Genomic DNA, 24,460 nt, shown 5'->3' on the forward strand with positions numbered 1-24,460 from the left:
AAAAATAGACTATTAATAACTCATAATTTCTTTTTTATAATAACCTTTATTAGAGTATATTCTGATATGACCTCTATTGACTCATTTCCTGATGATGAAATCGAACGAGTTGTCTACCTATATAGTTGTTTAAAGTTAAATTCGAGTTCTGAATCTGACAATATATTAATTGAAGTTCTACTTGTTGAGCTTGATGCGGCAAACCCTAATCGTTTAAATGTATCTGAAAATTCTTACAACAAATATGATGTCACTTTTCGAGATTTGGATACAGTACAAATTGGCACAATATGGAAAGGCCAAACACGAATAGAGGGAAGAAAATTCTCTTTTAATAACTGTCTGAGAACAGTTAATTTTGAGTTTGATTTTTCCATTAACGAACCAAAGATCATTAGATTTGATGCTAAGATTCCTGATTCAGACGAATACTACTTATATAATGAAAAAATATTCATTCCTAAAAATGAATACAGTGCAAATGTGCCTTTTAGATATTACCCATTTTTAATGAGTAAATATTGTATTTTAAAATCAAATGATAATATCGAAGTACTTACAAGTTGTATTCATTCACTCCATGCTTTTTATATCCCTGCAAGAAAGGACATTAGAGGCCATATCATCAATGAAAATTACAGTATTTCACATATAGTTGATTTATTTTTAGAAAAATATGAAATTCAAAATGTTGAAAATGTTGAAAATGTTGAAAAAATATCTGTTGTACTGAAAAAAAATATGGTTAAAACCATAGGAAAAGAAGCGATCACATTTTTGGCAAATCTAGCACTAAACAAAAACACCCAAGAAAAAGTGCTAAATATACGAAATTCGTTAAATGACATAAAACTCGATAAAACTGGAAAGCCATATCCATCTAGATTTCCTAGTGTAATTCCTCCGCATTCAACAACAATGAGCTTAACTGCCGAAGGTATTTGGCTTGAAAATGGAAAACGATTTTTAATTACACACGTATCTAAAGTTTCTCCTATTGCTGATTTTCCTATAGTAGCTTATGCACCTGTAACAGAATCAGAGGAACAGATAGAAACCATTGATAAAGATAAAGTTCATAGACAAGGTCGAAACAAAAAAAAACGCAATAACACTCGTATCAACACCCAAGAAGACCCATCTCACAACAGAGGTGAAAATAAAAAACAGACTGATATTTCAGTAGATTTTACTGACTTCGATATTGAGATTATTGAAGAAGTAATTGAAACTGAATCAAATATACAATATATTGAAAGTAAAGAAAAAAATGAAAATAAAGATGAAGAATCATCAGGCAACCGTTATGGCAATAGAAAGAATAAACCTACAAAATCTGAAAATTCAGAAAAAAAACCGAATAAACTAGATGTAGATGATCTTGCTCTTATATTTAGTAGTTTAAAAAACATTGAAGCTAAAAAAGATTCTACTAAATTAACTAAAGTATCTTGCATTGATCAAAGTGGAAATCTTTCAGACACCTTTTCACTTTTACAGATAAAGCCCATCGTTAAATTCCCTATTCATAATACTTGGATTAACGATGACGTTGGAAGATTACTTTTGTTTTTAAAGTTAGAGTTAGCCGAATTTCATGATCATCTTTACCTTATTGATATTAAGAAAAATAACAAAAATAATGAAGCATTTTGTTTTTTTCTATTTATTACCAAAGAGATGCTTAATGAAAAAAATATAACCATGATTTGTGAAGCAATTGAGGGGAAAAAAGGAACAAAAAAATGGTTCGATATTTGCAAGACTAACTTCAATCATAAAAGAGCCATGAAGCACATGCATACTGACCAAGCTGATTGGGTTGCAAGTTTTAATAAAATTTTCAAAATATTAATAAAAAAGAAAAAATTATAAATAGAGAATTAAATTTACTAAAATATGCTTCGTATTTATTGAAGAATTACGAAGCAGCTTGTTTTAAAACTTCTACTTCAAAATGATCCATTAGCTTCTTTATTACTTCTTTTTAAATAGATAACTCATATAAAGAATAGTATGAAATATATCTAAAACTTCCAACAGGTTTCTCAATCAACCAATATTAATAAAGTTATTATAAAACAATAATTTAGCTTAACAAAATCAAGTGTTTATTATTAATAATAGTTTCAGCCAAATTAAAATTACTTCCCATTTAACAGTTTTCTCCACACAATCTCCACATAACATTAGCAATTCATAAACACTGCTATTTCAAAATAGTAGCATCTAAAACTCTCTCTGAAAAACATGCAAACATGTCATCATTTAATAAGTTCAATACTTATTACAACTGTACTTTTGATCGGCTGTACACAATCCAAAGATGCTGAACAGTCCGCAGCAGAAATGCCGCCGGTGGTGGTCAGTACCATCACTGTATTACCGCAATCTATGAATGTAATTGAAAATCTTCCCGGCCGTGTTACAGCTTACCGGATTGCTGAAATTCGTCCGCAAGTAGGTGGAATTGTTGATAAAGTGCTTTTTAAACAAGGCTCTTATGTGCAAGCAGGTCAACCACTTTTTAAATTAAATTCTGAAATCTTTCAGGCAGATGTAAAAAGCAATCAAGCTACTTTAAACCGTGCACAAGCTGAGGTGACACGTTTGCAGGTGCTGTTAAAACGCTACACTGAATTGGTAAAAGTAAATGCGGTTAGTCAGCAGGAATACAACAATACGGAAGCAGATTATAAAAAAGCAAAAGCCGATGTGGCGCAAATGCAAGCTATGTTAAGTAGACAGCAGCTCAATCTTAAATATGCCACTGTCACAGCACCCATCTCAGGAACGATTGGTGAAATCTTAGTGACTGAAGGTGCATTGGTTGGTCAAGGCGATAGCAATGCGATGGCCGTAATACAACAGATTAATAAAGTCTACGTCGATGTAAAGCAATCAATTAGTGATTATGAAAAGCTACAGGAAGCTTTGCAGCAAGGTGACGTGTCAAACATCAAACATACGGTTGAAATCCTGAATAGTCAGGGTAAACCTTATAATGTCACAGGTGAAATCCTATTTTCAGATACTAAAGTTGATCCTGACACGGGTGATGTCACGATTCGTATTCTAGTCAATAATCAAAATCAAAAACTTTTGCCAGGCATGTATGTTCGAGTCAATATGAGCCGAGCTCAAGTTGAAAATGCGCTGTTAGTACCTGAACAAGCGATTCAACATGATATTAATGGTAAAGCCAATGTTACGATTGTTAATCAAAAAGGTTTAGCGCAAAGCAAGCCTATTCAGCTTGGTCAACGTTATCAAAATAGCTATGTAGTAACACAAGGATTACAAGCAGGCGAAAAAGTTATTGTTGAAGGCGCTGATCGTATACAGCCTGAGCAAAAACTAAAAATTAAGCAGTGGCAACCTACAAATACTCAGGAAAGTGGAGGCAAGAAATAATGTCTCAATTTTTCATTAAGCGTCCTGTTTTTGCATGGGTGATCGCTTTATTTATTATTTTGTTAGGTGTACTCAGTATTCCCAAGTTACCTATTGCAAGATTTCCGAGTGTTGCGCCACCACAGATCAGTATTACTGCAATCTATCCAGGTGCTACCCCAAAGACACTGAATGATAGTGTTGTGACATTGATTGAGCGGGAAATGTCAGCTGTCAAGAACTTACTGTATTACAGTTCAAGTTCGGATAGTTCTGGAACAGCAACAATCACCGCAACCTTTAAACCAGGCACAGATGTAGAACTGGCACAAGTTGATGTACAAAACAAAATTAAAGCCATTGAGTCGCGCCTACCCCAAACAGTTCGACAACAGGGGCTGATGGTTGATGCTGCATCATCTGGTTTTTTAATGATGGTGGGGTTGAGTTCACCAAATGGCAAATATAGTGAAATTGATGTCAGTGACTATATGACTCGCTATGTAATTGAAGAATTAAAACGGGTCGAAGGTGTTGGTAAAGTCCAAAACTTTGGTGCTGAGAAAGCCATGCGAATTTGGGTCGATCCAGACCGCTTGGTCTCTTATGGATTGAGTATTCAAGATGTGAATACAGCCATCCAAAACCAAAACTTGCCGATATCACCGGGTCGTATTGGTGATGTTCCTGCGTTGAAGGGGCAACAAATCACCATTCCTTTGACTGCTCAAGGTCAATTAGAAACTGTAGAGCAATTCAAGAACATTAGTTTACGTGCTCAACAAAATGGTGCCATTGTTCGATTATCGGATGTTGCTCGTGTCGAAATTGGTGCGCAAATGTATAACTTTGCGATTTTAGAAAATGGTAAAGCCTCTACAGCTGTGGCGATACAAATGAGTCCTGGTGCCAATGCTGTTAAGACTGCAGAGGGTGTAAAAGCAAAAATTGAACAATTAAGTCTAGCATTGCCTGATGGTATGAAATTCTCTATACCTTACGACACTGCACCTTTTGTAAAAGTTTCGATTGAAAAAGTAATCATGACATTGCTTGAAGCTATGGCTTTAGTTTTTATTGTCATGTTTATTTTCTTACATAATGTTCGATACACCTTAATTCCAGCGATCGTTGCACCGATTGCATTGCTTGGCACATTTTCAGTCATGCTACTTGCAGGTTTTTCGATTAATGTGCTGACCATGTTCGGCATGGTGCTTGCGATTGGGATTATTGTCGATGATGCGATTGTGGTCATTGAGAATGTTGAACGAATTATGGCGACAGAAAGTTTATCTCCAGTTGAAGCCACATCTAAAGCCATGAAGGAAATTACCAATCCGATTATTGGTATTACCTTAGTGTTAGCCGCTGTATTCTTGCCGATGGCATTGGCGTCAGGCTCGGTGGGGATTATCTATCGCCAATTCACCATTACCATGTCAGTTTCCATTTTATTCTCAGCTTTCCTTGCATTGACATTAACCCCTGCGTTATGTGCAACAATGTTAAAACCGATTGATCAAGACCATCAGAAAAAAGGTGTTTTTGCATGGTTTGATCGCAGTTTTGAGAAGCTGAACAATCGCTACGAACGTAGTTTATTTAAAGTAATTAAACATAAAACCCTCGCAATGTTATGTTTCTTAGGCATTGTCATTGTGCTGATTTTTAGTTTTAAACACGTTCCGACTGCGTTTATGCCAGAAGAAGATCAGGGGTGGTTTATGACTTCAATTCAGCTTCCTGCGGATGCAACTCAAGAACGTACCCGTAAAGTCGTTGCTGAGTTTCAAAATCATTTAGACCAAGAAACGGGTATTAAAGACAATATGGCAGTCTTAGGTTTTGGTTTTAGTGGTTCTGGTCAGAATACAGCGATGTATTTTACTAATCTATTGCCATTCGAAGAGCGTACTATTACGGCACAAGAAGTTGTGAATAATGCCAATATGGCGATGGCTGAAAGTTCAGAAGGCCAGACCATGTCTGTGTTACCACCAGCCATTGATGAACTGGGGAATTCATCTGGTTTTTCATTGCGATTATTAGATCATGGCAACATTGGTATGCCTGCTTTAAGAGAGGCGCAAGATCAGCTTTTAGCATTAGCATCACAAAGTAAAATCGTGGCGGAGGTCTATCCTGAAGGTTTGCCTGACGGCAGTTCTGTAGAGCTTAAAATTGATCGCGATAAATTGCAGGCTTTGGGTGTTAATTTCAGTGATGTGACCGATATTATTTCGACCTCGATGGGTTCGATGTATGTCAATGATTTCCCAAATCAAGATCGTATGCAACAAGTCATTGTGCAACTTGATGCCAAATCACGCATGAGTATTGAAGATATTCTTCAGATTAAAGTGAACAGTCAAAGCGGTAAATTGGTTTCAATGTCTGAAATAATTACACCCATTTGGCAACATTCACCACAACAATACAATCGTTACAACGGTCGTCCATCATTGAGTATTTCTGGCAGTCCAGCAGCAGGTGTATCTTCAGGACAAGCCATGACTGAGATGGAAAATTTGATTAAACAGCTTCCGAAAGGTGTGGGTTATGAGTGGACTGGGATTTCTCTAGAAGAAAAACAGTCGGAATCACAAACCTTGTTTTTATTACTGTTGTCGATGTTAGTCGTTTTCCTTGTCTTGGCAGCACTTTATGAAAGCTGGTCAATTCCATTCTCTGTGATGCTAGTTGTCCCTCTAGGGTTGATTGGCGCCTTTTTAGCAGTAATGTTACGTGGTATGCCAAATGATATTTTCTTTAAGGTCGGCATGATCACGATTATTGGTCTATCTGCAAAGAATGCCATTTTGATTGTTGAGTTTGCAAAAGCATTAAGAGAAGAAGGAATGGGTTTAGTGGAGGCAACCGTTGCAGCCGCTAAATTGCGCTTACGTCCAATCCTAATGACATCTTTGGCATTTACCTGTGGCGTTATTCCTTTAGTCATTGCCAGTGGCGCTAGTTCTGAAACTCAAAAAGCGATTGGTACAGGCGTCTTTGGCGGCATGATCAGCGCAACAATTCTAGCTGTTATTTTTGTACCGATTTTCTTTATTGTCGTCATGAGCATGGTTGAGAAATTCTCGAAACGTAAAGCGGCACATTAAGCATCAAAACTGAGAATAAAAGCTAAATATAAAAGCTGTGGGTTAACGAGTTTAGCCCACAACAAATCTTTCATTTACATCTTTATTTCAGAATTGATTTAATAAACCATCAATATAGGTTTGATCATGAAAGCTACGAATCTTGATCCGAAACGCTGGTGGATATTGCTCGCTGTCGTGCTTGCATTTCTGCCGATTGTGATTGATATGACTGTACTGCATGTTGCGGTTCCATCATTAACCCAATCATTGAGTGCCTCAAGCAACCAAGTCTTATGGATTATTGATATTTATCCATTACTTATGGCTGGACTTTTAGTTCCGATGGGAACTTTGGCTGATCGTGTCGGCAATCGTAAGATTCTGCTGATTGGCTTGGTTATATTTGGAATTGCCTCAGTCCTTGCGGCATTTTCCCAAACGGCTTCTATGCTGATTGCCGCACGTGCTTTATTAGCATTAGGCGGTGCCATGATTATGCCCTGTGTATTGGGTATTATTCGCAGAACCTTCGAAGACAGTCGCGAACGTGCCATTGCGCTGGGTATTTGGGGCACAATCGGATCAGCCGGTGCCGCCATTGGACCGCTCATTGGTGGTGGATTGTTAGAATATTTCTGGTGGGGTTCAGTTTTCCTCATTAATGTCCCAATCATGTTAGTTGTCGCCCCAATGTGCTATTTCTTATTATCCAAAAATGAAGCTGTAACCTCTGGACATTGGGCATTTGGTCAGGCGCTATTGCTAATTTTCGGTTTGGTTTCATTTGTATATGCGCTCAAAGCAGGCTTAGGCGGTAAACAGTCGTTGTTAATTGTCCTTCCTTTAGTCATTTTTTCTATTGGATTATTAACCATATTTGTACGCAAACAGCTGAATTCTCCTCAACCGATGCTAGATCTTTCACTATTTTCACGCCCTGCTATTTTAGCAGGCATTATTATGGCAATGGTTGCTGCAGGCGCTTTGGCAGGTGTGGAATTAACCTTAGCGATGGAGCTGCAATATGTCATTCGTTTAACACCACTACAAGCTGGTCTTTTTATGGTTCCGATTATGGTTGCTGCTGCTATTGGTGGGCCTATTGCTGGATTTTTATCTAATAAATTCGGACTGCGTCTAGTTGCAACATTTTCATTAATATTGGCAGCAATTGCGTTGATCAGTTTGAGTTATTCAGATTTTCATCATCCGGGAATTATTGTTCCCTTTATTTTAGCTTCAATTGGACTCACTCTAAGTATCGGTTTAACAGCTTCATCCATTGCGATCATGGGCTCAGTACCTGCAGAAAAGGGCGGTGCGGCAGGTTCACTTGAAAGTACAGGTTATGAACTGGGTACAGGACTAGGTATTACTTTATTTGGTGTTTTCATGGCCTATATATTTGGCAGTCATCTTCAAGTGCCGTCAGATTTAACTGCTGTTTTAGCAGAAAAAGCCAGACTATCGATTGGTGATACCTATTTAGTGGCGAGCCAGTTACCCGTTGAACAAGGTACAGCATTGATTAACGCAGGTAAAATTGCCTTCAGTTCAGCTCATGTTAATTTATTATTAACAGCAGGGATTATCATCGGCATACTCTCCATTGTGGTATTTTTTATGCTAGCGAAATATCGAGATGAGAATTCATTGTAATGAAATTTATTTGAGGATCATCAAACAGAATGGTTAAGTTCAGACATCAATTTATCTTAAATTTATGGTTTAAATGAAGCCGTATTGATCTGAACTTAACACATTATAAATGAGTTGATGTCTTACGATTTATACGATTTAGTTGAATAGTAAAACAGCTGCCACCTAAGTTTTTGGATTTAGAATAATAAATATGACCTTGGTGTGCTTCAATAATTGCATCAATCACTGCCAAGCCTAATCCAGTACCGCCATCTAGACGTGATCTAGAGTCTTCCAGACGATAGAATGGCTTGAACAGATGTGCAAGATGCGATTCATCAATACCAGGACCTTCATCTTCAAACATTAATAGCCAATGTTCTGCTGTGGCCATCGTTGTAATATTGATTTGTCCAGCATTCGAATATCTTAGAAAATTAGAAAATAATGCAATAAAGACTTGTTCCATCCTTCTTATATCAACGCAAACCAATTTATCCGTCAAATTTAAAATAATAGTTAAACCTTTAACCTGAAACCGTTCATTAAACATCTGCAGACATTTTTCAATACTATCTTTTAAATTGGTCTTTTCTAGTTCTAAACGTAATTGTTTATTTTCAATAAGTGTCAGTGTCCGTAAATCTTCCACAAGGTAAGATAAGCCTTCGACTTGGTTCAATAAGCTTAGGTGTAAAGCTTGATCGGCAATAAATATACCATCGACAATACCTTGCAAGCGACCTTGTAATATTGTCACAGGTGTTCGTAATTCATGTGCAATTGCAGCATTCCAAACAGTTGAATTCTTAACTGATACTTCAAGTTGGTTTGCCATTTCATTGAAGTTCTCAATAAGGGACTTGATTTCATGTGGAATATCATGATGTGGCTGTTTAATTCTGAGTGCTAAATTACCTTGTTGAATTTGTTGAATAACATCTGCTAAATCACTAATTGGCTGTGTATAGCGTTTTCCATATTTAAAGGCGAGGATAGTAGAAAGAAAAAAGCCTGTTAATAGCACTAAAAACAGCCAGATAAAGTCAACATAGGTAACTGAAAATTCATTTGAATTAATAACTTGCGTATTTAGAAAACCTATTTTTATCGCCCAGCTATAAACAAAATAGCCAATCATGAAAGATAACAGCGTAATGCCTAAATTGAGTAGGCTCATCATGATAATAAACTGGAAGTTAATTCCAACTGAATTTTTAAAAAAGTTAAATTTCATGATTTTGATCTAAGCGATACCCCACGCCACGGACATTGATTAATAAACCATTTACATAATTTTCTTCAAGTTTTTTGCGTAATTTGCTGATATGGCTATCTACAGTGCGATCTAAAGCATCACTTTCAGGCATACAGTTTTGGATCAATTCATTGCGTGTAAAGACTTTATTTGGTGTTTTTGCCATCAAAACCAGTATCTTATACTCAGTTAACGTAAGGTTGAGCAGCTGATTTCTTTGACCATTTGAAATGTAAACTTGATGATGATCTGGATTAATTTCAATATTTTTATAACGAATAATATTAGTTATTTCCGTATTTTGGCTTGTACTTCGTCTAAGTACGGCTTGTATTCGCGCAATCACTTCATTTGGGTTAAATGGTTTAATAATAAAATCATCAGCACCCATTTTTAGCCCCATGATCTTATTCACTTGATCATCTAAGGCAGTCAGCATAATGACAGGTAAATGACTTGTTTGACGGATGATTTGTAGAATTTCCCAGCCATTTAGTTTGGGTAATTTAATATCAAGGAGAATCAGGTCTATAGAGTTGGCTTTTAAGCACTCTAAAGCTTGTTGTCCATCCAATGCACGGATGACCTTCATGTTTTCATTTTTTATGTATTTTTCAAGAATGTCACCAATATCATAATCATCTTCTACAACGAGAATTACGCTATTTTCAAAGCTATGTTGTAAGTTCTGATACATACAAGTTATTCGGATAAAATCTTGGTAAGTAAATAGTTTAACAGTTTGAATTGTAAATTTCAGAATAACTGAATTCTACTTCTGCTTACCCAATACATTGAGAAAAATGTACCTGAGCTTCAATTACTCACTAGGTTTCTCATCTTTTTTCTTCTGAATCAAATCCCATATAGAGAAATCAGGCTTAGCTTTATCAGAATGTTCCGCAGGGTTAACTTTAAATGCTTCAAGATTGATTTCTAAAAGTTTTAATTTAAGCTCCTCTGAACCAGTAACTCCTAACTTTTCAAGCTCTTGAATTTCTGTTTTGTACCGTTCATAAGATTTAGCCAATGCTTCTTTATGAGAATATTCTTGCTCTAATTTAGAAAAACGATTTAAATTTATATTCGCAATTGTTGCAATCCAAATCAAAGGTGCGTTGATCAATAATTTGAATAAGAATGTATCCCACTTCATATTCAAAAAATCTGATTTATCAAACAAATAAAAATTAAATCCAAAAATTGCTAATACAACTAATACAAATACAATAATACTGATGAATTGTCCTTTTTTGGCTTCTTGTCCTTTTACAACAAAACCACCTGCAAGCCCTGCTTCACTTGATAATCCAATAACTGATTTTGCTCGCTCCTCAACATTTTTTAAATTTTCTAACCTTTTATCCAAATCTTCACTTAATGCAGTAATGTTTTTTTCTTCATTACCATAAATTTTGTCATAAAAATTTTGGACTCTCGATAACTGAAAATTTATCTGCTCATTTTTACTTTTATTATCAGGATCATCAGAAATAAATAAATCGTCATAGTATGCAACTAACTCATTAATTTTTCTTTCGTATTCTTTAACTTTCGTTTCACCATTATCATTTAGTTCATCAAACAATTTGTCATATTGATCTAAAATTTTATCAATTACATAATTTACTCGATCAACTTTAGAAGTATCCTCACCATTTCGATCAAATAATTGACTATAAGCTGTGTGAATTTTTTCGGACTCAACTTCCAAAATATCTAGATTATCTTCATTGGTTACTTCTAATATACGAGAATAAATAGAACTACCATTTTCATCATTAGCTAAAACAGATTGAATTTTTTCAATAGCAATTAGAGACTCATCTAATTTGGCTTTTAGTTGAGATAACTCATTCGTTTTATTAATTAAACTTTGTTGGTGAGCTTTAATCTTATCTAATTCACCTTGTAAAAGTGAACTAACAGTATGCCGATTATCTGTTAAATCTCTTAAGTCAGACCTCAAAGAATACATGGATGATAAATGATCATTTAAAGCCCTAAGTTGTGCTAATCCTTCACGTAGTTTTTTTTCATCACTTTCTTTCAGACCAAGCAAATCCTTTAAGCCCATTTTTTTCTCTTAATTAATGAATTATCAAAATATTAAACTAAATTATATATCGAAGTATTGAAACTTTAGACTTACTTTTTAAAAGATGGATCAATGTTCTTAGGCAACCAATAATTTTGGTTATTGTACAAAACATTATAGCCATCTTTTATTTCAACGATCATTTCCAACTTGATCTTCAATGAATCCTGATAACTCATCTCATGGAATAGTTGTAAGCCATTTTTCACCCATACCATGACATTGAAATCAGTATTTGGGCTGAGCATCGAGATCAATTCTTTTTCCAATTTCCGCTTACTTGCTTCTTTTATGAAGTTAGAATGCTTTAAGGAAATATAATCAATATCCGTATCATATTGATCGTTTAAGAAATTAATAAACCCTGTTAATGCAGCAGCCTGACCTGAATACTCATTTAAATAAGCTTTTACTTTTGCCAAATCTGGCAGTAATTGCTTATCCTGAATAGATAACATCAATGCAACAGCAGGCTTCATTGCAAGCCTTACAGATCGAGCAGATGTTTTTCCTTGATGCATTTTTTCATCGAGCTTTTGCTTATAAGCAAATACAACATCAAAAGCCAATGAGGGCTGCGGTAACTGATCAATCAACTTATTGGCTTGATCTATCTCAGAACATTCATTTTTATTTATAGTTGAGATTTTTACCCCATGCATTTGATCGAGCCACTGTGTTACTAATTCAAACTTTCTAAGTCCACTCGTCCGTAAAGTCAACAATAATTGGTCTGCATCAGGAATATTACTCTCCCATAACATTTCTGTTTTAATAAAAAAATGAGTATGTTTATTCAAATACAAAGCTGCTTGATGTGCTCCAACTAAATCGACCAACCAAAGCACGTAGTTTTCATATTGTTTTTTTAAAAAAGATGACTCGAACAAATAAATATTTTGATGGAACTTTGACCATAGATTTTTAATCCAGTAGCAATCATCACATAGATCACCGCATCCTGCTGAGATCATCGTTTTACATTCAATACAAGGTTTATTCGGTTGAGTTATACATTTTTTACAAACTTTATTTCCTTTTTCATCTAACTCTAACAAGCGATATTTATGACATGAAGGACATGTTTCATAATCCCTTGTTGAACATTTCGGACAAACTCTGAGGTCATCATTAAAGCGTGATATTTTCGTTAATTTTTGCGATTGAACATTGCATCGCTCACATCGTTCAACCTCTCTAAAATAAACAGAACAACTATTACAAACGACCCCATACTCTGTAAGCGTTCCTATCGGTCTGTTAACTTGATTGCATCTTATACAAGGTTGTTTTTTAATACATTCATTACAGATCGCTTGATCATCATTTTTAGGTAATCGAGCAGATAACCCACATTTTGGGCAAAGACATTTTTTAAAAATTCGAGCATAACAAGTTGAGCAATATTTTTTCCCTTTATATCTTTTTTTTAGTTGGGTAACTGATTTTTCACACCCATTACATAACTGCTCAATATTAATCTCCGCCAAGCTTATGACTCCGTTTCTTTCTTGATTTTCTTAACAAATTAAGCCACTTACGTTGCACGGTTTTTTTTGCTTTTGGTTTTCCATTATGAGAACTCACACGTTGTAAAGCATATACTCTTATAGGCTTGATCATTGCTGATTTCATTTGTTGAAGTTGAATCGGTAGTTTTTTACGCTTATCCCAAAAATTTGCACTACTAATCCCGTACTCATAAGAGCGGTCAATAATCAACTCACATGGGATTTTCATAATTTCATTCAAGATGGAAAGCAAAATTATACGTTCGTTTGTATTTAAATATTCGAAAGCAATTGGTGTGAAAGGAGTTATGGTATTTAAATTTATACCAAAGCTCTTAAACATTTCAATAAGTTGAATATTATCTGTATCTACAAGTAATCTGATTTCACTTATCCATGCACGAGCAATCGCAAACCATTCGGTAGCTGAAATATTTTGATTATTATATAAACCTGAGCCTTGTTTTAAAACGTTATCTGCATTTTTTTGAAAATCTAAAATTTGAATATTGCTAGGTTGTGGCTGATATAAAGTCAAATTAAAATGGCATGAGAAACATACTGCTAATGATCCATGCTCTAAATCTATTTTAAATGGCTGAATGACTACACCGCAATTCGGACAATGATCAATTAAATTTATTTGATGTTTTTCACAACAACAATGCCACCCCATTCGCCACATTAACCGTAAATAAGCTGATCTACCATCACTTTCAAAACATTGAGTACACACCTGCCGACCTGAAAAATTTGATCTACTACGCTGACCTAAACTTAAAACCCATCCACTATTTGAACTCTTAACTAGATAGGGAGCCACATTAGTTAGCATTGTTTTCAAAATTTTTTGTTTATCATCAAAAGAATGTACAAATAATAATTCAAGCCGATCTTCCGTCATACCTCGATCAAGATCAATCGTTAATGCTCTCCATCTACCCCACAATGCTTCTATAAGTGTTAAAGGGGAACATCCCATGTCTAAGGCTGAACGAATGAGCCATGATGATAATACTTCACCTTGTTCAATGGGGGTATGTATAAACCAATTTTGAGCATAATTAGGCATATTACACCCTCAATAATACTAAATAGAATTAAGCTGAATAGTGCGAATATTACGAGCACCCTCTGTTGGTTTAAGCCACTTGAATTTTTTAACAATTTCGAGGGTAATTTCTTCTTTACCAGTCAATATTGCTTCTTTTGCACATTCCACCAATAAACGATTTAAATCACCAAAATTACCACCTGAAATTTCATAGAGTAAGGTCGCAATTTCTTGTGATGCCAAGTTTGATAATTTTTTTAGGGGAAGTAAGCGAACATAACTTAAAAGAAGTCTTAAAAAATCCGCATCCAATTTCCATAAAGGCAAATCTATAATTTCAAAGCGACTGGCATACTGAGTATCCGTATGAAGAATAAGAGATGCATCACGAGTACCAACACCAATGATATTCATACTAAGTTCATTGCTTAGCGTTTTAAGTGTATTCATCACTTCTTGCCGTTGCCTAGCACTCCCACTTAAACAATTATGCAACTCATCAATAATTAACATTTTGGTTTCATATTTACGCAGTAGATGGGTTGCTTGATACCTTAATTTGCTTTCAGGATCAGTGACACGAAAAGGGACAAAAAAATGATCTAAGATATTAATATATAAATCTTTTACATTTGCCCTAGCAGGGGCTTGAATAGGAATGACTGGTTTAGTCAATGACATAAGCTGCATGTCCATATCATCAACTCTCTTAGTATAGTATTCTTTTGCAAACTCATGAATAATCTTAGTTTTTCCCATATTTGAATCACCAACAATTAAAAGACATTCTGGTCTTAATTTTCTAGGTCGTTTCAAAATATCAGTCAGTGTATTCAAAACTGCAATTGCTTTCTGATAACCAATCCACCGATCCTCATAAAGAATATTAATTCTTTCAGCATCACTAAGAATCATAGTGTCAAGGACATGCTCAGCAAGGTAATCATATTGTTTCATGGTCTTACCTCAAATCGTCAAAAGCAGTTAAATTTTGATCCCATAAACTATTTTGTGACTTTGGAGCATCTACATTTGTATGGATAACTGAATTATTTTTATTTTCATGGTGTAGTGCAGCAACTATCTTACCATTCTCTTTTTTTCTTTGATTCATTCGGCGTTGCTTTTTAGTTAAAGTCACGGCTTGATCTACTTTTTCACGGAGATAAATAATTGCTCTGTAAATAGCATCTTGATCAACTGTATCTAATCGCTCACTCTTAAGATATGCTTGGACTTGTCTATATTCATGCAATCCGATTGATGGAATTTCACGTTTGGCTGTAGGTACTTTAAAATATGTATTTGTATTCGGTTCATAAAACCAAATCATTGAAATATCACGAGGATCTCTTTTAAAAATAAACTTTCTTTTACGCTTTTTCTCATCGTCAGTTGGATCAATCGCATTGATCCAAGGTCTTAAACAATCAGCAAAATAAAAAAGTTTATCTTTTTTTACGCCCGTTCTTTGAATGGTTGATTCAAATTCAGGGGCGAAATCCAAAAATAGTGTTGCTTCATCCGCAACCCTTTCTTTTAAACCAGTACCAACTTTAAATTTTGTTCCCCAAATACCCTCTTCCCACATTTGTTGTGGCGGAATTTCAAGTATTGAATGCTTGCTTTTATGATAAACATTTACAATCCAATAGACGATGTAATGTTCTAATTCACGAAGTGTTAAACAAGCATTCTTAGCGGAATCATAAGTTCCTTTTTCAAAAATATTAGATTTAGTCGTTCCATCTAAAACATGCATTTCAAGATTTACGATTCCAAGTAAACGCTCAATATGCCCACCATATTTTGCACCACCAATAGGTCGATACTCCCAATTAATATCGTACTTTAGACATGCTTTATGCAGATGGTTTGTTCTAAAATCAGAACCATTATCAGAATGGACTGAATCCATAATACCTTCGATATCCCACTCACCATCCACATCTAACTCAAGCAGTTTTCTTTTCTTTGAAATAATGGCTGATGAAATACACATTGCTACCGATGTTGCACTTGGAGCTTCTAAAGAAAGGTAATAACCAACAATCATTCTACTAAAAACATCAATTGCTAATGTCAAATATGCCTTGCCTATTGTTTCACGGTATTGTTCATCAACGATTTCTATATCTAAAGGAGTGTGATCAATCTGCACATACGCCAAAGGATAGTCTGCATTCGGAAAAGTCCCTGCTGATGCTTCATACTTATCTTTAGCAGCCTTTTTTCCGTATCTTGCCTTAGTCACTTCATAGCCATTAAGGGCTTCAATTCTATAGCGAATCGTATTGTCATGAGGTGGTTCAATTTTTCTTTTGAAGCACTCAAGCTTCACTTCCAAAATTGTTTTGGCAACACTTGGCTTTAAACTTGTTAAATACTTAGTATGGATCGCTTGTTGAATAATATGATTTAATTCAGGCGACAACCTTGTTTTTTCTGTTGTCCAACCACGTTTTTTTGGGACTAAAGCTAAGATAGACTTGTTTTCTCGGTAAGCTTTAAGCCATTTCCAAATAGTATTTACATGAAGATTATGTTCACTTGCAGTCTTCTTAACCGCCTCAACTGTGGAATAGTCAATGAGTTCCCTAATAATTTCATAATGATCTAAAGCGATTTGCCATGACTCAGCAGAAATATCCTCACCTTGGTTAAGCTTAGAATTATCTTCACTTAAAACAGATAATTCCCTTATGTTCACTTGTAAACTTCGAGCAGATTCCAAATTTGCAATCACGACATCTTTTGCATTTAAAATATTGATAATTTTATATTTATTACCTTTATAACCAACAATTGCATTTGGTTTAATAACTAGGCGTTTTCTATCAATCTTTACTGAATCATCCTGTATCATTTAAATAACTCCTTGTGCTTTAGAGCCATCATTTACCCAAATAACAGTTTCAGTAGTAAAAGGGTTATATAGATCGCAAGCAAGTATATTTTTTGAAATTAAAACCCATATTTGGCGAATAGCCTTTAATACATTTTTTTCATCTTTAAAAATATAAGCAGGCAATTGATTAACTGTTGAAAAGCCTAGTTTTAATAAAGTTTCAATTAATACTCTCTGATCTACCTCATCAACATGAGAACGTCTGAATCTTTTTAAAAAATTGATATTTTCCCAATATTGATCATACAAACGAGACTCATCAATAATTTTGAATTTCCATGCCTTTTCAGAAGCTAAAGCATAAGCTGCCCTAAATTTTGGTCTAAGGGTATTCCAATCTTCCTTTAATTTTTTTCTAGGCTTAATTTCAATCAATAATGGTGCAGGAAAGAAATCAATATCATTATAAATTGCACTTGAAAATTGCACCAAATAATCAGGGGTATATACCGATTCATTTCCTAATTCAGTTATATAAGGAATAGAAATAGGCTGTTCAACCACATCAATAACATTACTGTTATATTCTTGCTTAAAAAGAAAATCACGCTCCAAAGTGGATTCAAACCAAATCGTTTTTTCTCCCCTAAAAGAGTAATTCCCCGAAATACTTCCGTAAACGGTTTGGGCTTTTCTAACGGGACTATATTCATCACTTATTCTTTTCATATCAGACCTCAAGAGTAATCTACTAGCCCCTATTATTGTAGTTTTGTAATCTACTAGCCCTTATTATTGTAAAAACTAGCTTTTATTTCTGTACAAAACGACATGCAACTAGCTGAATTTATATAATGCCACTAGCTTCTATTATTGTAAATGACAGGGGTTCTCACCCTAAACCAGGAGAGATTACTTTGGCACATTTAGGTGTGCTTTTTTTAGATGAATCCGATATTTTCCTAACTTAATCTCATTATCAAATTTAATTTATTTATTTAATTCAAATACTTATATAAAATATTTGATTATTTTTTATTTCTTCAAAATAAAAATATTTATATTAAATTAAAATAATTAAATTTATTATCTAATAATAAAATCAATATAAAATTAAAATTTTAAAATAATATTATTAATAATAAGTAATTTATTTTAAATATAATCATTTTCTTACCTTTTAAAAAAAATCTTGATTTTCTGAAAAAAATTTAATATTTTCAAAAAAAACGGCTTTAGAATGTATGAAAACAAAACATATCCAACACTATACCGATATAGATAGAATTAAATTTCGGTATTCAGAAATTTTTAGAAAAAATATATTTTTTAATATTGATTCTCTTTACCAAGAATTAACAATTATTGAAATCTATTTAGATTTATATGAAGTTAATAAATTCTATGGGAACTGTTTTACACGCAGGTCATTCTCCGAACTTATTAGAAAGGAATATAAAAATATTATAGGATTCATTTACTTCTATCTAGAAGGAACGCTTCCATTAAAATATAAATATTCAAAGAGAATTGAAGAGATATTCTTATCGTTCTTAAAAGATGATTTCATCCCACTTAATTTGCACCATAATTCAATATCCAAAGAATTATTAGAAATTAAAAATTCTTTTGAAAAAAAATATTTTAATAATGAAAAAATGAAATTTTACGATGGATGGAAAGTTATTACCCAAGATAATCATACTATGTATCTGTCACTAAGAAACATCTATTTGCGGTATGGTGAAAGTTTTTGCGACAATTATCACAAGACAATAAAAAATATAGCTTTATCAAAGATAAAAAGTACATTCAGTCGTGATATTACAAACCTTAATAAACTTCATTCCTTATTTACAGAGTTTTTTAGTGATATCGACAAACTAAATGAAGGCTTAAACGCATATAATTGCGCAGATACTTTTAGCAAATTTTACAATATTTTAGTTCTTGAATGTTTACTAAGAAAAGAATGTCTAGTTAGTTTTCATCAAAGGTGGAGAGCTATTGTTAATACCTATTTAGAATTAGCGGATTCAGGATTTTTTGAAAAACCTCATTTCACAATATTTGTTCCTCAATTTAAAACTAGCAATGCGATCTCCAATAAGAAAATTGTTGGCGGAAATATTATAAGCAAGAAACTAATTACAGACATACCGCTTCATTATACAGATGACCTTGCAAAAGAAATTATATACTCCAATATCCAATCTGATTTTAATACATGCATGACTATCGCTAATCATAGAATAGCGATAATCGAAGAGAACTATAACTATTTCGATAGTGATAATGAATTTAAAGAAATTCAACAAAGATATTTAGAACATCCTTTCAAATATGAAGGATATTTAATTCACCCAATCTATTTAGAAACGAAACATCTCGAAATGGCTTTTAAAAGAAAGCTATTTGGCAGTGTGAATTTGGTTGATATTTATGCTTTAACTATGATTCTAATTGCGGAACATCCTCAAATTACGGAATCATGGTTAGTCAATTGGAGATATCTTAAAAATGGGAAACCTTATGGTTATATCGAAGTAGATCAAAACGCCTATATAGTTTCTCATAAGCTGAGAAAAGGTGAATCATCATTACAGAAGATCTTACTTAATGAAAAATCTTATGCTGTAGTAAGGCTTATTATAAAAGTAACTGCATTGGCTAGAAGCTATTTAAAAAGCATAGCTGACAAAGATCACGAATTTATGCTTCTTTTTACTATGAGCCCTTTTATGTTACCTAAACGGGTAAAAAAATTTTTAAACCCATCTACACCAGTTACCTTCTCAAATTTTAATGATCTCTTTTTTTGTCCTGAAGCCCTCATTCATCTAGATAAAAAGCAACTAGAGCGATTAGATAATTTAGTTAAAAATTTTTCGCTTACAAAGCTGAGAGCTACATCTGGAGTATTGGTTTACTTTAAAACTAATTCAATAAATCAAATGCGAACAGCTTTAGGGCATACAAAGCTAGATGTAAAACTTCTCAGTTCTTATTTACCTAAACCTTTATGGGACTACTTTACAGATAGATGGATACGTATATTTCAAAATATTCTCATATATGAATCTCTAAAAGACACAGAGTATCTATTTGATGCAATCGATATCAAAGAATCAGATCTTGATAATTTTTTGAGAAATCATCATTTCGGTGAAATCCCTACTCATATACAAAATGGAAAATTTGGAATTAATAAAATCAATGAAAATCAGAAAATTGGTGTTTTCCCAATTTCTGTTCCTATTCTTCAAGTATTTTTAGCAATCATTTCATTTATTGAAAACTTTACTCAAAATACTGAAATACCTGAGTTCATCTATAGATGGTATCAATGTGCAATTTTAGTTATTTCTCAAATAAGACTATGCCTAGAATCTAATGAAACAAATCAAGCAGCCATTTATTTAGATGCAAAAATATTAGAAATGTATCAAACAGCTATTAATAATCCAATTGATGTCAAAAAGATAGGATGGTTAAAATGATTACTCAAACAAATAAAGAACTTCAAAACCTCTATTCAATCGATGAGCATTATTTAAACTCTCTCTACCAGAAAGCTACTTCACTATCTATAGAAGAACAGATTAATGCCGAGCTTGAAATATCAAAATTATTATCCCCCGTCATACCTTCATTCAGTTATGATTACTTTAATCCCCCGTGGTTAAAAGATTGTAAATTTGATGACAATATTTGGTTTATAGAGCGAAGCAAAAATCTAAAAAAAATAGATTTTAGTAAAATTTATATTGATAATGAGATTCGCTTAGTAGATTCGCCTTTTTTGAATATTTTTAAATTATGGTTGTCTACTTCTACTTCACCTAAATTAAATAATGGAATAACCCTTAAAAATAAAAGTTTATTACAGATAATAAATATAAATTTATCTTTAATTGATTCCATCCTCCTTAACTCAAAAAAAGTTAAAATTTCTAAAAGAGGATTACATTCTCTAAATTCAGAATTTTTTAAAGATATAATAATCAATATTTCTCTTTCAGGAGTAGAAGAAGGGATTTATGATTTCAAAAATACTGTACGGCAATACTTACTTAATAATATCGAAAAAATAAATATCCATGATGTAGAAGAATTTGAAAGAGAATTTCCCTATATTCATATTACATCTGAAAATTCTTTAAATTTCTCAGTAGAACAACTAAGAAAATCTAAATTTTTTCTTTACAATAAAAATGCTTATAGAACTAATAATTCTTTAAAAACTACAGTTAATAGTTCCACATTTAATAAACTTTATAAAAATACTTTAGCTTATGAGTATTTACATTTTGAAATTTTAGATGAGCTTTCTTTAAACCACAGTACTTCAAGAAGGAAGTATGCAAGCGTTCCAACAAAAAGTTTTGAAAACAAAAATTTAACAAGAGCAAGAATTTTCCATATTGTTAGAGTTATTGAATCTATTAATTTGGCCTTTAGCCTTAGCAATATTAAATATAAAAGTATTAAAATTGACTTTGCATCTATTTTTAATCATGTAGAAAATATTAGTAACAGTAGAACTACGACTTTACCATCTAAAGTTATTTTTAAAGCATTTCAAGATGCTTTTATATATGTTCATAAATATATGGATTATATTCTGGATGCCTTTCATAACATTATAATTGATGTAGAAAGTTTAAGAAGCTCAAAATCCCCTAAGTTTGTGTTATTTAAAGAAAAATTGTATCCAAACTATATTAAAGGACCACTCAAGGAATTAGATATCAATACTTGGTCAACTTTTGAATTTCTAGATGTTAATTCTAACAATAAAAATATTGGATTACCTCAAGCTTATCAATTATTAATAGGCAGTATTTCTATTTTAATCGGGACAGTTATGGCTCGACGACAGAGCGAAATCCTTTCATTATCAGCTACGCATGCTTTATATCCTACAAATATCGATCCTGAAAAATTTCCTCAAACAGAATTCTATCTTACCTTTAATAATGCAAAAAGTGGCTCTGGAGGTGGAATTGACTTAAAGGAAGAACTAAATCTTCCTATACCAACTTCAATTGCCAAAATTATTTATAAATTACAGGAATTTAATCATAAACTACTTTATTATTTCCCTAAGTTTGCTAAAAATCCAACATTACTTTCTAGTTTAGACCCTGTCAGTATTTCATTCGGTTATATCAACCAGACTACTCATAATCACTATTTAGATTACTTTTGTGATTATTTTGAGACCCCTATCATTATAAGTGAAAGTCAAATCCAACAAAGATATTACATTAGACAACATCAGCTAAGGCGCTTTTTCGCAATGCTCTTTTTTTGGGCAAATTCATTCAACGGTATAGACAGTTTACGCAAATTTTTAGGTCATACGCGGATGGATCATGTTTATAACTACATCACCGAAACTACACCAGGTGAAGTTCTAGCAGGTGTAAAAGCACAATATATTGCTGAACACCTCGCTCTTCCTAAAGAACACGCTGCCTATATTCAAAATATTGAGGCATTAGAGCCACTTTTAAAAGAACATTTCTCAATTGGATATTTTGATTATTTATCATATGAAGAAATATCAGAAAATTATGATCGTGCTCTTTCGAGAAAAGAATTAGAAGAATACTTTTATACCCTTTTATCTAGTTCAATTATTGATATCAAACCTATGTTCTTTAATAGCAAAGAAGAAGATCGTATTCGCTCTTTTAAACTAATATTAATAGTGAATGAAAATGACAATATTAACTAAGCATATAGAAGCTGAACTTAACTTGTTAAAGAGGATTCATGACTCACCTTATGCATATTTAAAAGATAGACGAAATTTTATTGAGATTCTAAGAACACAAAAAAATTTTGCTAAATTTTCAGATGAAAATTTAGGTATTCTTTCATACTCATTGAATACTCAAAAATACTATTGTGACAAATACCATCTTCTAGGCTATAACCATATTAATAATTTAAGAATCTCAGCATATAAGAAATTGATTTCTTTAAATAAAAAATCAAAACCAATATCTAAAAAAGCATCTAAGCCACTACACACAAATATTGCCTCTAGCGAACAAATTATCAAAAATAATTTAATGTTAATGAGTATAATGTTGTATTTAAAAGAAAAATTGCAAGAATATGCTATTCAGAGTCAGAATAAAGAAATCCAAAACGACTTTATAGTTGTTAATCGCCAAATTGAAAAAATTTTGGGGACCATTAATGAAAAATAAAGTTTATTCTTTGCAAAATAATGTAGCTATCTTTGACTATTATTCACTCACAAAAGAAAAATCTATATTCTTACAAGCACAAAATATTCCTTTCTTATTTTATCCAAATGGCGTTCCATGTTTTGAAGCTAATGCTTATATGCTTCACCTTTTCAAACAAAACCTATCCACCTTACATGGAGGAAGTTTATTAACTTACGCAACTTTGATTAGCCATTTTATTAAATTCTATTATGCCTTAAACCATAAATGCTTACTTACTAATTTAACTAATAACCACTTTACCAATTTTATCCATTCTTTAAGTTCAGATGAAAGAAGTAGTAGTCAGATAAGAAGAATAGGAAAACAGACAATTGATTTTTTAATTTTTATATCAAATTTATATTCAAAACCTAGCCTTATTGGTGTAGGCAATAATTTTCAAATTAAATTATTATTATCTAAAAAAGCAAACCGTAAGAAGAATCCATATAAAGATAAGTCTACTCACTCATATACTCATTTGTCCTTTCCTACTACTCAATTAAGCAACCCACAGTCCCCTATTTCATTAACTAATATAAATAAATTACGAGAACAAATTAGAAAGAATATGAATTATGGGTGTGTATTAAGAAATCTTTGTATTCTAGATCTTTTTCAAATCACTGGAGCTAGAAGAAGTGAAGCTATATTTCTTACAGTAGAGGATGTATATGATGCCTTGAATAGTAATGATTCTGTTCCTCTTCTTACTTTAAGGACTTTAAAACGTAGGGATTCGATTACATATCGAAAGATACCAGTCCCTAAAAACTTTTTACTAAATATTTCTAGATATATTAGGAATATTCGTAATAAAATAATTCATAATAAAAATATTAAAGATCATGGGTTTGTTTTTATTTCTCATACTACCGGAAAGAAAATTTCATCTGATACTCTTACCACTTATTTAAATAATTGGTCACGTGATGCAGAAATTTCCCCACCTGCCCATGCTCACCAATTTCGTCATAGATTCATTACAGAAAAATTCAAATCATTAATAAAAGAACATAATAAAAATAATTCAGATGAATTTAGAAAGAACCTAATTTCAGACGAAGTTTTAAAACAAGAAGTTCTACAATGGACAGGACATTCTCAAATTGATTCACTTTCTCCATATCTGCATTTAGCTGTAATAGAACTTGCTGGAATTACAAATGCTTGTATTAGCTCTACAGCTTCAATGAATGCTGAATATGATGAAATGCAATTATACGAAATTATTGAGGATTACAAATTAGGGAAAATTGATAAATGTGAATTAGAAACTTTTTTAAAAAATTTCAAAATTATTAT

The 24,460-nt window shown here is 32.8% G+C and carries 16 protein-coding genes and 1 pseudogene; 9 read left to right on the top strand and 8 right to left on the bottom strand.

What is annotated here, in order from left to right; genetic code table 11:
* The first annotated feature begins 66 nt into the window (after positions 1-66).
* The 4 genes from C9E89_RS11835 to aadT all read left to right on the top strand — a co-directional run bounded on the left by C9E89_RS11835 (position 67) and on the right by aadT (position 8,156).
* A complete protein-coding gene (locus C9E89_RS11835) occupies positions 67-1,875 on the top strand; it encodes a hypothetical protein (RefSeq protein WP_107008548.1) in 1,809 nt (602 codons plus the stop codon).
* Positions 1,876-2,250: 375 nt separating this feature from the next.
* The gene (locus tag C9E89_RS11840; RefSeq protein WP_077109212.1) at positions 2,251-3,414 is read left to right on the top strand and encodes an efflux RND transporter periplasmic adaptor subunit; all 1,164 of its coding nucleotides are present in this window, start codon (positions 2,251-2,253) and stop codon (positions 3,412-3,414) included.
* Positions 3,411-6,515, top strand: a complete 3,105-nt coding sequence (locus C9E89_RS11845; protein WP_308446125.1) for a multidrug efflux RND transporter permease subunit — start codon at positions 3,411-3,413, stop codon at positions 6,513-6,515. The genes C9E89_RS11840 and C9E89_RS11845 overlap by 4 nt, the downstream gene beginning before the upstream one ends.
* Before the next feature lie 126 nt (positions 6,516-6,641).
* Positions 6,642-8,156: a multidrug efflux MFS transporter AadT gene (gene aadT, locus C9E89_RS11850; protein WP_020752726.1), complete on the top strand. Its 1,515-nt coding sequence runs from the start codon at positions 6,642-6,644 to the stop codon at positions 8,154-8,156.
* 103 nt (positions 8,157-8,259) lie between these two features.
* Here the strand turns inward: aadT and adeS are convergent, their stop codons facing one another.
* The 8 genes from adeS to C9E89_RS11890 form a co-directional block, all read right to left on the bottom strand.
* Positions 8,260-9,375 (bottom strand): two-component sensor histidine kinase AdeS, encoded by a 1,116-nt coding sequence (gene adeS, locus C9E89_RS11855; protein WP_107008550.1) that lies wholly within the window; start codon positions 9,373-9,375, stop codon positions 8,260-8,262.
* The gene (gene adeR, locus C9E89_RS11860) at positions 9,365-10,093 is read right to left on the bottom strand and encodes an efflux system response regulator transcription factor AdeR (protein ID WP_020752724.1); all 729 of its coding nucleotides are present in this window, start codon (positions 10,091-10,093) and stop codon (positions 9,365-9,367) included. The genes adeS and adeR overlap by 11 nt, the downstream gene beginning before the upstream one ends.
* A 123-nt stretch (positions 10,094-10,216) precedes the next feature.
* A complete protein-coding gene (locus C9E89_RS11865) occupies positions 10,217-11,473 on the bottom strand; it encodes a coiled-coil domain-containing protein (protein ID WP_020752723.1) in 1,257 nt (418 codons plus the stop codon).
* Between the two features lie 71 nt (positions 11,474-11,544).
* Complete coding sequence (locus C9E89_RS11870) at positions 11,545-12,984, bottom strand: hypothetical protein (RefSeq protein WP_020752722.1); 1,440 nt, start codon at positions 12,982-12,984, stop codon at positions 11,545-11,547.
* The gene (locus C9E89_RS11875) at positions 12,971-14,077 is read right to left on the bottom strand and encodes a TniQ family protein (RefSeq protein WP_020752721.1); all 1,107 of its coding nucleotides are present in this window, start codon (positions 14,075-14,077) and stop codon (positions 12,971-12,973) included. The genes C9E89_RS11870 and C9E89_RS11875 overlap by 14 nt, the downstream gene beginning before the upstream one ends.
* 18 nt (positions 14,078-14,095) lie before the next feature.
* Complete coding sequence (locus tag C9E89_RS11880) at positions 14,096-15,016, bottom strand: TniB family NTP-binding protein (protein ID WP_020752720.1); 921 nt, start codon at positions 15,014-15,016, stop codon at positions 14,096-14,098.
* A 4-nt stretch (positions 15,017-15,020) separates the two neighbouring features.
* Positions 15,021-16,925 (bottom strand): Mu transposase C-terminal domain-containing protein, encoded by a 1,905-nt coding sequence (locus C9E89_RS11885; protein WP_107008552.1) that lies wholly within the window; start codon positions 16,923-16,925, stop codon positions 15,021-15,023.
* Positions 16,926-17,636: a TnsA endonuclease N-terminal domain-containing protein gene (locus C9E89_RS11890; protein WP_038346575.1), complete on the bottom strand. Its 711-nt coding sequence runs from the start codon at positions 17,634-17,636 to the stop codon at positions 16,926-16,928.
* A gap of 158 nt (positions 17,637-17,794) precedes the next feature.
* Between C9E89_RS11890 and C9E89_RS11895 the strand changes: the two are divergent.
* The 5 genes and pseudogenes from C9E89_RS11895 to C9E89_RS11915 form a co-directional block, all read left to right on the top strand.
* Positions 17,795-17,857, top strand: a pseudogene (locus C9E89_RS11895) (ATP-binding protein); the annotation flags it as partial.
* A gap of 294 nt (positions 17,858-18,151) precedes the next feature.
* Complete coding sequence (locus tag C9E89_RS11900; protein ID WP_107008553.1) at positions 18,152-20,407, top strand: hypothetical protein; 2,256 nt, start codon at positions 18,152-18,154, stop codon at positions 20,405-20,407.
* Complete coding sequence (locus tag C9E89_RS11905) at positions 20,404-22,650, top strand: hypothetical protein (protein ID WP_107008554.1); 2,247 nt, start codon at positions 20,404-20,406, stop codon at positions 22,648-22,650. The genes C9E89_RS11900 and C9E89_RS11905 overlap by 4 nt, the downstream gene beginning before the upstream one ends.
* The gene (locus tag C9E89_RS11910) at positions 22,634-23,131 is read left to right on the top strand and encodes a hypothetical protein (RefSeq protein WP_034680492.1); all 498 of its coding nucleotides are present in this window, start codon (positions 22,634-22,636) and stop codon (positions 23,129-23,131) included. The genes C9E89_RS11905 and C9E89_RS11910 overlap by 17 nt, the downstream gene beginning before the upstream one ends.
* On the top strand, positions 23,121-24,460 hold a 1,340-nt coding region (locus C9E89_RS11915), incomplete at its 3' end, for a site-specific integrase (RefSeq protein WP_107008555.1). The genes C9E89_RS11910 and C9E89_RS11915, both read left to right, overlap by 11 nt.

The sequence above is a fragment of the Acinetobacter sichuanensis genome (assembly GCF_003024515.2).
Taxonomy (GTDB): Bacteria; Pseudomonadota; Gammaproteobacteria; order Pseudomonadales; family Moraxellaceae; genus Acinetobacter; species Acinetobacter sichuanensis.

Excerpts from the sequence above, each read along its gene's own strand:
- C9E89_RS11840 (WP_077109212.1), top strand. The coding sequence starts at position 2,251 with ATGCAAACATGTCATCATTTAATAAGTTCAATACTTATTACAACTGTA.
- C9E89_RS11875 (WP_020752721.1), bottom strand. The coding sequence starts at position 14,077 with ATGCCTAATTATGCTCAAAATTGGTTTATACATACCCCCATTGAACAA.
- C9E89_RS11900 (WP_107008553.1), top strand. The coding sequence starts at position 18,152 with ATGAAAACAAAACATATCCAACACTATACCGATATAGATAGAATTAAA.
- C9E89_RS11905 (WP_107008554.1), top strand. The coding sequence starts at position 20,404 with ATGATTACTCAAACAAATAAAGAACTTCAAAACCTCTATTCAATCGAT.
- C9E89_RS11885 (WP_107008552.1), bottom strand. The coding sequence starts at position 16,925 with ATGATACAGGATGATTCAGTAAAGATTGATAGAAAACGCCTAGTTATT.
- C9E89_RS11910 (WP_034680492.1), top strand. The coding sequence starts at position 22,634 with ATGACAATATTAACTAAGCATATAGAAGCTGAACTTAACTTGTTAAAG.
- C9E89_RS11880 (WP_020752720.1), bottom strand. The coding sequence starts at position 15,016 with ATGAAACAATATGATTACCTTGCTGAGCATGTCCTTGACACTATGATT.
- C9E89_RS11865 (WP_020752723.1), bottom strand. The coding sequence starts at position 11,473 with ATGGGCTTAAAGGATTTGCTTGGTCTGAAAGAAAGTGATGAAAAAAAA.
- adeS (WP_107008550.1), bottom strand. The coding sequence starts at position 9,375 with ATGAAATTTAACTTTTTTAAAAATTCAGTTGGAATTAACTTCCAGTTT.
- C9E89_RS11835 (WP_107008548.1), top strand. The coding sequence starts at position 67 with ATGACCTCTATTGACTCATTTCCTGATGATGAAATCGAACGAGTTGTC.
- C9E89_RS11890 (WP_038346575.1), bottom strand. The coding sequence starts at position 17,636 with ATGAAAAGAATAAGTGATGAATATAGTCCCGTTAGAAAAGCCCAAACC.
- aadT (WP_020752726.1), top strand. The coding sequence starts at position 6,642 with ATGAAAGCTACGAATCTTGATCCGAAACGCTGGTGGATATTGCTCGCT.
- adeR (WP_020752724.1), bottom strand. The coding sequence starts at position 10,093 with ATGTATCAGAACTTACAACATAGCTTTGAAAATAGCGTAATTCTCGTT.